Genomic DNA, 12,976 nt, shown 5'->3' with positions numbered 1-12,976 from the left:
TTTACCATAGGCTGCCGGGATATACCCGCCAGCCTACAGTAACAAAACTTTGTTTATTGCATTGTCAATGTAACATCCTGCGTTGTCCCATCATTCAGGGTAATCACAACATATACCGGACCGGTAAGACCAGCCCATCCACTTTTGACTGCATCCGAAACAGAACCTGTAAATACACTTCCGTTTACGGCCGGATTCACCACATCGTTCGTTGCTTTGATTATGGAACTGCCATATTTTGCTGTCTTAAGTGTTGATGCCTTTGATCCTGCGCCCAGATTCACGTTAGCAGTAATCACACCAGTGGACTTATTATAAGTTCCTGTCGCTCCGATGCTTGGCGCTGCGTCAGCAGAAGCATTCTCATCGAGTAGATCAGCCGTAGAAGTATCCTCACGCTCCTCATAAGACCAGGTCACTTTAACGGTCGGCACTTTCGCAGCATCCTCATCCGTCCACTTTGCGTCCGTACTACATACGCCGTTCACAAGCCCGAACTCAAAGCTGTTCCATGCAGTCTCCGGAACATTTGCCTTTACACCATACTCATATTTTCCGGATGTGGAATTATATGTAGTCTCAAAATTGTCCGGATTTCCTACGACTCCTACCGTTACAGTAGCTGAAGCGTCATCCTTTACTGGTTTTTCTGCCTTCCCTGCTACATCCAGCCCTAGATACAACTTTTTGGCATCTCCACTGACATCTCCTGAAGTCGCGGCCATGCTGACATCTCCTGAAGTCGCAGCCTGCGCCGTTACGGTCACATCTGCATTGACAGTCCCTTTGTTTGTGACCTTCAGCTTTTTGCTGTCCTTAGTGTAGGTCTTATCTGCGGACTGGAAAAATACGCTCGCTCCTTCCTCGAAGGTCGCATCCGCATATTTCGCGTTGTCTGTCTCGGCGATCAACCCTTCTGGGTCAATAATGTACTTGAACGTACCTGCATCAACATTCGTTGGAAGTGTGACAGCCAGTACATCCCTCTCCACATGTCCTTCCAGTTCTCCTGCGCCCTCTGCGTCTCCGGATGTTGCGTCTGCCGCAAACGCTGTGACTCCCATTCCCATGGTCATCGTTCCTGCAAGCATAAGAGCCAGCAGTTTCTTCATTTTTTTGTTTTCCATTTTGTTCCTCCTTTATATTTATTTTTTATATAACCGCATGTACCGGACATTTATTTCACAACAATAGCAAGATGCTACTTGTCTGCTAACTGCTTCTCGATTGTGTCCGATCCATGGCGGTAATATACTAGGATTCCACCACAAGCTTAATCTTTATCCGCAAGGTGCTTATGGTATTTTGTTCATCATCCACCAGATGATAGACTGCCACGCAGTCGTACTCCCCTGCCCCAAGGGGCTGATCCAATGATATTTTTTCCAGATAGCTCCCCACCGGGATAATCGGAGAACTGTAGACTGGCTCTGTTTCGTCTTCCGCTAAAAATACGTCCAGATAGACCGGGTTGGTATTCTCTGGAAGGTTATCCACCCTGGCGTTATCAGAGATTTCATTTCCCTTACTGAAATGCCATTCTCTGGTCATGTTCACTGTATAATATCCAGGCTCCACATAATCCGCCTCTGCCATCTGGGCCGCAATTTCCTCTGCATTCTCCTCAGTCACCACGACGTTACGCCTTTCCTCGTCTTTCTCGCCTTTTCTTAGCAAAAGCAACACTGCCACTACCAGGGCAATTGCAAGGATTATCACAATAATTGCCAGAATCACTGTCTGTTTCTTTTTCTTATTCGATTCTATTGTTTGATCTTGACCGTTCATTTTATATCCACCTTCTTTCTTACAACCCAAAAATCTGCTGCCCTTCCACGGCTTCATATAGCGCGCGATATATATAATAATCGGCTGGCTCCGTAATCTTCAGGTTGTTCCCCGTACTCGCGACCATATTCATCGGCTCCTTGTACAGACTACACAAATGCGCGGAATCAATGCTCTTTATTCCATCCATCCCGGCCATTTCATAAAGCTTTAGGATTCTTCCAAAGAGAAAGGACTGCGGAGCCTTTGCTATATACATCTCATCCCGCGGCGGCACTTCGCAGATATGTCTGCCATCCACACTGCGGATGACGCTCTCCCTGACTGTCTCTACGGTGATCGCATTTCCAAACTCCCTGACCGCTTCTATGTTGCGCATGATCAGTTCCCCTGTAATAAACGGACGTACCCCGTCGTGGATCAGTACGATGTCATTTTCTTTACTGAAATCCCCCATGGCCTTCAGGCCGAGATAGATAGAATCATGCCCGGTCTCTCCGCCGGAAACTATCTTCTTTACTTTTGTTATTCCAAATCGTTTCAGGAGACCTTCCAGCTCCTTGATCCATTCCTTGAGACACACGACTACGATCGCGTCAATGCCTTCATGGTACTCAAAATGCTCTAATGTATAAATGATGATGGGCTTTCCATGCATCTCCAAGAACTGTTTCGGCTTTGAACGGGAATTCATCCTTCTGCCCGCTCCTCCTGCAAATATCAATGCTGTCGTCATTTTTCCCTCCAAATTTAAATAAGGCACATTGGTCATCCTAAATGATCATTCCAACGGATGATGCGGGATTCCCCGCTTCGCTCCCTGCTACATCATGATCGGCCGCCGGCCGCAGATCAATGAACTGCAAGCGCTTCTATGCACTTCTTTCGTCAATCATGTTCACAAGGTCCTGGCATACCCAATCCTCAGATATCTATCCTATCTATGTTCTGGCCTGAACACAATAAGGATCCACCTGACTTCTAATGCCGTATCTGTTTTTATATCATGAATGCCCTCTTAGTCCTTGCGGTAAAATCCTGGCTCATCACCATGATTCATCTAAAATGGCTGTTCTTATGACCCAAAACTCCCCCGGGGCTTCAGCGCCCCATCCCCCTGCCCACGTTTTTTTGTATTCCGGGCTGTATTCACCTTTTCTTCTGCCCGATATCCACAAGCCGGACAGCAGAACTCTCCCTTTTCTTTTTTCCCCAGTCGTCCGCATTCGCTGCATTCATTGCTGATATCCTTTCCAAAGACTTCTACGATATCGATCGACTGTTCTCTGCACTTCTGCCAGAGCCGTTTCCGTATATACCCTCTCTGCCATTGCGCCATGGAATGGTTAATCTTCTTATCCCCGCCCCTTGCATGAGGCTTGGGCAGCTTTACCATATAGATGACCCGGGGCTTTTCCTCCCTCAGGAAACGGTTCAGTTCCTGATTGATATAACTGTGGAGCTGTTCTTCGAGCCGTTTCTTTTGCGCATAATATTTCTTTCTTCCCGGATTTTCGTTCCGGTTACGGTTGTAGCTCCCCGTCCGCTCACGGATCCAGTCTGCATACCTGATTTGATACTTTCCTAACTCTTCCCCATAACAATGCCCTTCATCGGTTGTCAGCATGGTATAAAGTCCTACGGCAGTCCCGACTTGCCTCTGGTAATCCCTGTGGCTCTGGACTGCTACATTGACCGGAACCTTAATTTCGATCCGGTCTTGTTCCGGAAACAGCTTGATAAACAGCTGGCTCTTGTACTGGTTGTTGTCAGTCAGCAGTACGAAAATGCGCTTCCGTTTCTCCTTGACGGAAATATAGATTCCATGGTCTGCATACCGATATGCACGCTCTGCTATGGAGAACCCATCCGTTCTGTCCGTATTGAGATTTACATGATATTTCCGTACCTGTCTGCACAGGTATTTGTGGAGCCTGTCGGTATCCACAAGGGCAGCCACCTTTTCATACTGTTTCTGCACGGCTTTCGGCAGTTCCATGGGCTTCTGGTTCAGCGCCTCTTCAAAGGCATTGTTTACCTTGAGCAAGAACCTGAGATAGTGCTTATCTGCTTCGGAAAATCCTTCATTCTGGTTCAACAGCTTCAGGATTTTCGTCTTTGTCCGTGTCCATTGGCACTTAATATCGCCTAAGGCGTCAAAGACTGCCAGGTAAAAATACACTGACGGCATGCCCAGTGTTTCTCGAAGACCGCTGCCCGTCATTTCATTTTGTACCGTATAGCCTGGATAGAGCTTGGACAGGCTGGCAATTCCGCCAAAACGTGCGTAGACGTAATTCTTTACTTTTCCGTAATCTTCTGCGATTTCCACGAGCTTGCGCATATCCGCTGCCGGGACAGGATTTCTATTATATTGATGGATGGTCTTGCATACTCTGTCTGCCGGCATGTCACATATTGGACGCATTACCCTGCCCGATGTCCTGTCAGCTTCCCCAAAAGAGCTTTACACCGGCTCCCTGGTAGCCCGGACGCAGCATGGATAATCCGCCTGGACCTCCCTCCTTTACGTGATTCCAAGGTTCATGGCAGGACGAAATCTTTGGCATTACGGTAAAGTATACTTTTTCGTGACAAATTTCCTGGAAATTTTTTTAGACAGATATTACAAAAATTAGGTGTTAAGTTTATTGACGGATTGTCGATAATATATTAGAATGGTTAAGAAATCAACGGAAAAAAGCCATTACGAAAAAGTATACTTTTTCGTAATGGCTTTTTAAGTGTGAAACCTATTCAGGCATCACCTCCCGTTACTTCCACTATACCAGCCATTTTTCTTATTCCCTTGAATTCCCCCTGAGATAATGATAAGATACAGACAAAGATTGTAGAACTCTCAAGGAGGTACTGGCAATATGGGGCTAAAAAACTTCCAATAGGGATTGAATTTTTGAAAACTTTAAAAGGGATGATTTCTACTATGTAGATAAGACTGGCTTTATCCGTGACCTAATAAATACAAGGGGGAGTGTAAACCTTTTTACAAGACCCCGCCGGTTTGGGAAGAGCCTGAATCTGAATATGCTAAAGACATTTTTTGAGGTTGGCACGAATGATATCAGCCTGAATGTGCCTACGGCCAAGGTTGGATGTGTGATTGAAATAAAATATGCAGAAAATGGGAAGTTTGACCAGGCCTGTGCCGATGCTATGCAGCAGATCGAAAAATGCGGGTATATGGAAGCCTTGCGGCATGATGGGATGCATGTAATACACGGGATTGCCTGCTATAAAAAAACTGCCAAATAGCATATCGTACTTTTTGACAATGTCACTACAAAAAAGCGGTTTTGACTCGGGACTCCCCAGCCAAAACCGCTCTCATTTATCATAAATCACTTCTTCCATACCCCTGCCTGCGGGCATTCATCTATGGACTTCCCATTCACCAACGCCAAAAATATAAACAAAAACGGCAGCGTATAAATCGAATACTCATTCGCCAGCGATTGCAGCAGATAGATGCTCACCGTCATCACACTCATGAGGTAAAACGCATTGTTCTTCCAGCTTCGCAATCCCCTGACCAACGTCGAGATCAGCATCCCATAGTATCCAACTAGCCCAAGCACACCCATATCCATCATCATCTGTAAAATCTCATTATGGGGATCCGCAAATTCATTCCCAACCGGAATCTTTCCCATCTCCTGCGTAACCATTCGGAAGGAATTCAACCCATTTCCAAATAATTTGCGCAGGATTGGTTCATCCTTAATGGTATCCATAGTCCTGAGCCATACATATCCCCTTCCGCTGAAAGTAGAATTTGTCAGCACAAACTGATACAGGAACGACCGCTTGGAGATATTCCGTGCATTGATATTAATAATCACAAGCCCGGCGATGCACAAGCCTGCGGCTGCCGCCGCAATGATGACCAGAAGCTTTCTCACAGACAGCATCTTTTCTCTGATTACATTCGCGTTTTTTTTCCACGCCCTCTGAAACGCCGCATAACAGAGAATTTCCACAAGCAAGACCACATAATTCAAAAGCAGCGCGCTCAGCCCATGGAACGGGTAAACGTCATCCCCCAATAAGAGCATCAAAACCCGAATCGTAACTTTTGCGCCTAGGTAACTTCCCACAATCTGCGAATACCGCACCGCCCACTCTTCCGATTCCAAAGCAAAATACCCCAGCAAAAAAATCCCAAAGATAATCGCAATAATGGCGCTCTCAGTCTTTATAAAGAACGTGAACAAAAATCCAAGATAAATATTATATTTGCAGATCTTCTGCGTAAGCTCCTCCTTACACAGCATATACAGCACCATGATAGGCGGAAGCATCAGGCAAACATAGCAAGTATTATAGTTCGTATTGCTCATAGGGGTCAGGTAAACAGGCAGCTGTTTGGAAGTAAGCCCGTCCTGTAAGTACAGGAAATTAATGCCGCAGGCACATAAAATCCCACAGATATAGAGCGCCGAGCTTCCGGCAATCCATCCCCATAGCAGAAACTTGTCCAACCTCCCACTCTGCCGGATCGTAAAAAAAATAGCAAGGATAACTAAAAAACAAAGCCCGCTTATCGTCCGGGACGTCATCTCGAAAAATGTCATCCTGATATCCCTCGAATAAACCGTTGAAATAGCAAACGCAGCCAGCAAAACCAAAGCGAAGATAATATCCGGCTTCTTTGGCGCATACATATCATTCCCCCAGTCATACAGGGCGATTAAAATCCGTGGCAGCATGACGCACAAGTAGACAATGGATGTAACCAGGAAATAATCCCGTTTATCCAGAAACAGATGAAACATCTTTTCCGTATTAAAGTATGGAAAGATAATCAACATGGAACATAAGTACAGTAACGTAACCGTCGGCGTAAACCAGTCGGGTATCCAAGATCTCAGTTTGTCCATATATTTATCTATTATTGTATCCATATTTCCACCTTTTCCTTTTTAATCATTGTCTTACATCTTATAATATTTCTATAAAAATGTAAAGAGGATTATCCAGATTTGACATTGCCGTTCCCCCATGTGGAACTAACAAAAACGGTTCTGACCAGATGCAGCCTGCCAGAACCGTTTTTCAAATATTCTATTTCACATTCTCACTTTTCCTACTCTGCCGCCTTCTGGACACAATGCTCTTTCAGCCAGTCTTTCACCAGATTATTCAGCGCAATCTCCTTCAAGTCATCTTCCTCCGCCGACTCCTTCAACGCATCCACATCCTCATATCCATAATCCGCCGCCATCCTTTTAAGCTGTTCCTCATACTCCTTCTCGCCCAGCTTAATCTTCTCCTTGTCAGCAATCGCCTCCGTCACCATCGTCTGCTTAATGCTTGCCTTTGCCGCTTCGTCTACCTGCTTCTCAAAATCCTCCACACTATATCCCATCTGCTCCTGGATAAATGTCTCGTAGTCCTGCTCATAATATTCAGCCGTCGTCTTATACTGGTCAATCAGCGAATCCGTAATCTCCTTAACCTTGTCCTCCGGGTACTTCTTCACTTCTGTATTGTCCAGTACCTTCTGCCAAACCGCCTGGCTGATGCTGCTCTCATAATTCTTCTCATTATCCTTCCCAAGCTGTTTCTTGACTTCTTTCTTATATTCATCCACATTCTTGGACTTCTTGGACACAGATTTCACAAATTCATCATTCAACTCTGGAACAACTTCTTTGGAAATGCTCTTCACAGTAATCGTAAACACAACATCTTTCCCTGCATAATCCGCATTCTTGTAATCCTCCGGGAATACTCCCTGCCAGTCATAAGTTTCCCCGATGCTACGGCCAATCACACTGTCCTCGAACCCCGCAATAAACTGACCGGAACCAATCACCACCGGATAGTCCGTCGCAGAACCTCCCTCAAACTCAACCCCGTCAATTCTTCCCGTAAAGTCGATTGTCGCGGTGTCCCCGGACTCTACCGGACGATCCACGATCTCTTCCTTGGTCGCATTCATTTGAAGCACGGACTGGATATAATTCTCCACATCCTCATCCGTAACCTCTCCCGGCTTCGCCACCTCGTTTATCTCAACCCCTTTATACACAGAGATCTTCAATTCATCTGTCTCTAACCCCTTGCTGCCGGAACACCCCGCCAGCATCATAGAAACCGTCAAAACCCCTGTCAGTAACATTGCTATTCTCTTCTTCATATTCCACCTCATTATAAACTTTTAATACGCACCATTATGTTATAACACATTTACTGAGACTTTCAAAGCATTTTCACACTAATTTCACGAATTCTTTATGAAAAATGTAACCTCTGAGCAAAACCCGTACAAAATCTCTATGTCCACTACAAAACAGGCGATAACAGACGGCAGAACTGCTCCTTAATCCGAATGATAAAATCCCGCTGTTCATATTTCTTACGTGTAACCAACGTACTCTTCGCAATATCACTCTCGAACGCCTCCATGAGCCGCTCCGTCGTCCTCGCACTGTAAATCACCGCATTCACCTCAAAATTGAGGCTGAAACTGCGGATATCCATATTCGCCGTCCCCATACACGTAACCAGACCGTCCACACACATACATTTTGCATGCAGAAAACCATTATCGTAGGTATAACACCTTGCCCCAGCCTCAATCATCTCCCCGAGATAAGAATACGTCGCCCAATAGACGAAGGGATGATCCGGCTTGCATGGAATCATAATCCGCACATCAATCCCTGACTTCGCCGCTATCTCCAAAGCATCCCGGATGTCGTCATCCGGAATAAAATAAGGCGTCTGGATATAGATATTCTTCCTCGCCATATGAATCAGGCGCAGATAATTATTGCGGATCTCCTGGCTCCTGGAATCCGGACCGCTGGAAATAATCTGCACCGGATCTCTCCCATTACGCACATAAGTCGGAATCTCGAACAGCCGGTCTTCCAGAAACAAATTCTCCCTTGCAGCATAATTCCAGTCCAGCACGAAACGCACGGCGAGAGAAGTCACCGCCGAGCCTTCGATACAGACATGGGTATCCCGCCAGTACCCGAACTTCTTATCTTTTCCGATATATTCCCGCCCCACATTAAATCCGCCGACGAATCCAATCCGTCCGTCTATGACCACAATCTTCCTGTGGTTGCGGTAATTCACACGGAGCTGCAGCTTCCCAAGCAAAGCCGGAAAGAATTCTGCCACCTTGATTCCCGCCTTCTCAAGGCGCGCCCAGTCGGAATGGTGCATTCCCCTGCACCCCATACTGTCGAACAGGACGCGGATTTCCACGCCCTGCCTCGCCTTGCGTACCAGAACCTCCTCAATCTCCTTCCAGAGTTCGTCGTTCTTAATAATATAATACTGCACATGGATATAGTTCCTTGCGTGATCCATCTCCGCAAGCAACGTCTTGAACTTCTCCCGTCCATCTGTAAATATACGGATATCGTTGTTATCCGTCAGCACAGCCTCCGCTTCGTTCAGATTATAGAGAATCAGCCGCTTGAAACGGTCAAGCTCCGGATCTCTCAGCCTTAACTTCTTCCGGTAAATGGATTCCTCCTGCCGGCGCACGGCATACTTAATCTCCCCCTCAATCTCCTTCATCTTGAACATCCGCTCCCTGCGGAAATTCTGTCCAAGAATAAGGTAAAGCACAAACCCCAGCACCGGAATAAAATACAAAAGCAAAAGCCACGCCCACACCGTCGTAGGATTCCTGCGCTGAAAAAATATAATCAGTAATGAAAATACGATATTAATCAAAAAGAGATGCTCCATCATCCACCGATATGCGTTAACGGCTCCATCTCCCACGAATTCAAACATCAACTGCCTCCCGCGCTGCACACCATCTGTCTTCTGCCCCTTACTATGCCCTGATATTTCCCAAAATAGACTGTACGTCCGTCGCCATCTGGCTCATCTTCCTGTAATTGGCAAACTGTGCCTGCTGTTTCCCTCTCGCAACGGTTGCTGCGCCGTGATTCCTCGCCTCCGATACAATCCTCTCGGCGATATTCTCCGGTTCCGGCTCTTTCTTGGCAAACATGGCTTCTATCTCGGAAATCAGCTTATCCAGCTCCTTCAGAAGCTCCTTCACAACAAGCGCCGTCTTCCAGAAATCTTCTTCCGCCTGTACTTTCCCTGCTTCCCTCAGTTCTCCGCCTTCTCCTTGGGCGTCTTGCGCCCAAGTCTCCCACTGTCCTACCTCTTTTTCTTCCACCTTGCCTTCTTCTGTCCTGCCCGGTGCCGCAGTCTCATTTTCCACAAGCTGTCTCGCAACATCCTCTGTAAGCCGACCTAAGGTCTCCCTGAGACGCCCAAGCTCCTCTTCCTTGGTAAGTTTGCGGTAACGCACGGCGTTGCCCCCAATCATGAACTCCACGCCGTTAAAATCGTCTCCCGTACTGGTATCCAGCGTCCATACTTCCCTCGTGCCGTTATCATATCCATCTACAATATTCTTATACATGGCTCCGTACGCATACGCCAGACTCTCAGCATAACTCTTCACATTCTTCTCTTCCTTGCCGGCAAGGGCTTCTAAAAACCGCTTCTCCATCTCGCCGTAGGCCTTACTGCTTACACCGTCCGTCCCGTCAAGGTCAAGCCGCTGCAGGATATAGCCCCTGCACACCCCGTCCATCAGCGACAGTCCGTCATCGGAAATCCGCACAAAATCCTCATCTACCGAAAAAGAATTCTTATCCCTTACATATCCCATGCCCTCCGGGGAAATGCTGACCCTATCCGGCGCAGACGCCCTCTGTTCTTCCAGGAACTTGTCTGCAAACTCCACGACCTTCGTGCCGTTCTGAAATACCTCGACCTGAGAATTGTTCCGAATGTTCAGCTTATCCAATATAAATGTATAATCGCCATAAATCTTCATAACCGCCCCTTTACTGATATGCACCGCCGGACAATCCCCCGCCTCCACAGATACCTGTATTACGGCATGCCCTTGGGTATCCCAAAAATTTACTCTTATCTTATACTATCGGCTGTATTTTTCTGAAAGATAAGACCAAATCCCCTTCAAATCTCTTGCACATGGTGTCAAACAATGGTACAATGTGTGTCATGGAATATAGAATTTAGGAGGTTTGCCCGTGAGTACATTTACCATTGTAATGATTGTCATTCTGGTGATTTTAATCGCTGCTTGTGTCGCATTATATTTTCTTGGGAAGAGGGCTGAGAAAAAGCAGGCGGAACAGCAGGCACAATTAGAAGCCGTTGCCCAGACCATGTCCATGCTGATTATCGACAAAGGGAAGCTTCGCCTAAAGGACGCCGGACTGCCAGCTATCGTAGTGGAGAACACGCCTAAGTATCTCCGCCGGTCCAAAGTCCCGGTAGTGAAGGCAAAGATCGGCCCAAGGATCATGACCTTGATGTGCGACGCAGATATCTATCCGCTGATTCCCGTGAAGAAAGAGGTTAAGGCGACCGTCAGCGGAATCTACATCACGGCAGTCAGAGGGTTAAGAGGTCCTCTTGAAACGCCGCAGAAGAAGAAGGGGTTCTTCGCAAGAATGAGGGACAAGGCAAAACAGGCACAGAAGTAGACGAAAAGCATTGGCTCACTATTGATCCAATGCTTTTATATTCATCACAATATTGCAGTCTGCAATCTTCTCACTGTTTACATCCAGCGCATAGTTCACATGGACGTCAATCTTCTCGTCCGTCACGTCCACCTGCATGTCTTTCGTATGCGTACCCACCACCAGATCACCGTAAGGCGTCTCATACTGGGTAATATTCATCTTATCCCGCTCGAAGACCATATGGGTATTGGACAGCCCGCTCTTCATAATCTCCAGTTTCCCGTCGGCAATACGCACCTTATTCCGAATCGTCCCCGCCATCCCCTCCACGACTTCGTCGTAGATAATGTAATGCTTATTGTTCTTATAATAATAGGTCGCCGGAGTAATCACTTCAATCGGCTCATTCTCCTCATCCCCCGCCGCGTCAGCCACCTCATAGTGCAGACCGGAAATACTTAATAATACATCCTTTGTCATAATCTCTCCTAATATTCTTCTATATTCACCAGCTTCGTTGCCGCCACATCATAAGACAGGATGGTGTTGGCAAAATGTGTAAATTTTTCCGCAGCGTCGCTGACATAGAACTCATAGGACGCCGCTTCACCCGACCGATTCTCGTTCCCTCTCTCTCCAAGAACCTTCTTCAAATCCATGGCCGTCTCATACGCCGGGTTCACAATATGTACCTTATCGCCGAAAAACGCCATAATCTTTGAGCGCAGCAGCGGATAATGTGTACACCCCAGAATCATGGTGTCAATCTCCGTCTGCCTCATGTCCGACAGGTAGATTTCAATCACTTCCTCGGTAATCCTGTGCTTGGCAAATCCCTCCTCCACCAGCGGCACGAACAGCGGGCAGGGTTTTCCGATAACGGATGCCTTCGGGTTCATCTCGCGGATGACCTTGGTGTAAGTCTCGCTGCGTATTGTGGCTTCCGTCCCGGCTACGCCGATGATCCCGTTCCTGGACGCCTGGACTGCCGCCCGCGCTCCCGGCGTAATTACACCGATTACGGGAATATCCGTCTCTTCCTTCACCGTCTCAAGAGCCAGCGCGCTCGCCGTATTGCAGGCAATCACGATGGCCTTCACGTCTTTTGTCTCAAGGAAACGGATAATCTGCCGGGAGAAACGGATAATGTTATCCCTGGACTTACTCCCATACGGCACCCTTGCCGTGTCTCCGAAATAGACCATATTCTCATGGGGGAGCTGGCGCATGATTTCCCTTGCCACCGTCAGGCCGCCGACGCCAGAATCAAAGACTCCTATGGGAGCCGTACCGCTTGAATTATTCTTCAACTCTCAGGTTCTCCTTTCCCTATCTGCAATCATCATAGTATTGCCTGAATTCATATATCATATGTATGAATCATTGTACCGCCTAAATAACAGAATTTCAAGGTCAAAATCTGCTCCGCCCTATTTTTCCGCTATTCAGTTCTGTCCTTATTGACATCTATAGAAAACTCAACTAAAATTAGATAGAAAATTTACATGGGTGCAGTCTGCACATTGACAATATAATATACCTTAATGGACGAAGTCCACCCGCCCGCAGGGCATGTTATACGGGATGCCCTGCGGGTATACTTACCCGGGCAGCCGGGGGACGTGCTATCACCTGTTCCGAGCCTTGCGGAAGGTGGTGATACTTATGAGTACATACGA

General features: G+C 47.0%; 11 protein-coding genes and 1 pseudogene. 2 read left to right on the top strand and 10 right to left on the bottom strand.

Annotated elements, in window-relative coordinates; all coding sequences use genetic code 11:
* Window positions 1–53: 53 nt before the first annotated feature.
* From AC6I3O_RS02545 to AC6I3O_RS02530, 4 genes are all read right to left on the bottom strand, one after another.
* Window positions 54–1,127: a hypothetical protein gene (locus AC6I3O_RS02545; protein WP_497849578.1), complete on the bottom strand. Its 1,074-nt coding sequence runs from the start codon at window positions 1,125–1,127 to the stop codon at window positions 54–56.
* Between the two features lie 127 nt (window positions 1,128–1,254).
* Complete coding sequence (locus AC6I3O_RS02540) at window positions 1,255–1,788, bottom strand: hypothetical protein (RefSeq protein WP_497849577.1); 534 nt, start codon at window positions 1,786–1,788, stop codon at window positions 1,255–1,257.
* Between the two features lie 19 nt (window positions 1,789–1,807).
* Window positions 1,808–2,524 carry an IspD/TarI family cytidylyltransferase gene (locus tag AC6I3O_RS02535; RefSeq protein WP_497849576.1) on the bottom strand — a complete coding sequence of 239 codons (717 nt, stop codon included), beginning with the start codon at window positions 2,522–2,524 and terminating at the stop codon, window positions 1,808–1,810.
* A 339-nt stretch (window positions 2,525–2,863) separates the two neighbouring features.
* Window positions 2,864–4,216 (bottom strand): zinc ribbon domain-containing protein, encoded by a 1,353-nt coding sequence (locus tag AC6I3O_RS02530; RefSeq protein ID WP_497849575.1) that lies wholly within the window; start codon window positions 4,214–4,216, stop codon window positions 2,864–2,866.
* Between the two features lie 420 nt (window positions 4,217–4,636).
* On the opposite strand from AC6I3O_RS02530, the pseudogene AC6I3O_RS02525 reads away from it, so the two are divergent.
* Window positions 4,637–4,866 (top strand): annotated as a pseudogene (locus AC6I3O_RS02525) (AAA family ATPase); the annotation flags it as partial.
* A gap of 281 nt (window positions 4,867–5,147) precedes the next feature.
* On the opposite strand, the gene AC6I3O_RS02520 reads toward AC6I3O_RS02525, so the two are convergent.
* The 4 genes from AC6I3O_RS02520 to AC6I3O_RS02505 all read right to left on the bottom strand — a co-directional run bounded on the left by AC6I3O_RS02520 (window position 5,148) and on the right by AC6I3O_RS02505 (window position 10,636).
* A complete protein-coding gene (locus AC6I3O_RS02520; RefSeq protein ID WP_497849574.1) occupies window positions 5,148–6,710 on the bottom strand; it encodes an O-antigen ligase family protein in 1,563 nt (520 codons plus the stop codon).
* Between the two features lie 182 nt (window positions 6,711–6,892).
* Window positions 6,893–7,948 (bottom strand): trigger factor, encoded by a 1,056-nt coding sequence (tig, locus tag AC6I3O_RS02515; protein ID WP_497849573.1) that lies wholly within the window; start codon window positions 7,946–7,948, stop codon window positions 6,893–6,895.
* Window positions 7,949–8,094: 146 nt separating this feature from the next.
* Entirely contained in the window at window positions 8,095–9,570 is a 1,476-nt protein-coding gene (gene cls / locus AC6I3O_RS02510) for a cardiolipin synthase (protein WP_497849572.1), read from the bottom strand.
* A gap of 43 nt (window positions 9,571–9,613) precedes the next feature.
* Entirely contained in the window at window positions 9,614–10,636 is a 1,023-nt protein-coding gene (locus AC6I3O_RS02505) for a hypothetical protein (protein WP_497849571.1), read from the bottom strand.
* Window positions 10,637–10,856: 220 nt separating this feature from the next.
* Here AC6I3O_RS02505 and AC6I3O_RS02500 point away from each other — a divergent pair, with 220 nt between their 5' ends.
* On the top strand, window positions 10,857–11,315 hold the full coding sequence (locus AC6I3O_RS02500) for a hypothetical protein (RefSeq protein WP_497849570.1): 459 nt from the start codon (window positions 10,857–10,859) through the stop codon (window positions 11,313–11,315).
* 18 nt (window positions 11,316–11,333) lie between these two features.
* On the opposite strand, the gene AC6I3O_RS02495 is transcribed toward AC6I3O_RS02500, so the two are convergent.
* Window positions 11,334–11,777 carry a YwiB family protein gene (locus tag AC6I3O_RS02495; RefSeq protein WP_497849569.1) on the bottom strand — a complete coding sequence of 148 codons (444 nt, stop codon included), beginning with the start codon at window positions 11,775–11,777 and terminating at the stop codon, window positions 11,334–11,336.
* An 8-nt stretch (window positions 11,778–11,785) separates the two neighbouring features.
* Complete coding sequence (gene murI / locus AC6I3O_RS02490; protein WP_497849568.1) at window positions 11,786–12,607, bottom strand: glutamate racemase; 822 nt, start codon at window positions 12,605–12,607, stop codon at window positions 11,786–11,788.
* Window positions 12,608–12,976: the final 369 nt, after the last annotated feature.

The sequence above is a fragment of the Sporofaciens sp. St.21A7 genome, from assembly GCF_059728535.1.
The sequence above is the reverse complement of the archived record's forward strand: the minus strand, read 5'-3'. Positions and strand labels throughout refer to the sequence as shown.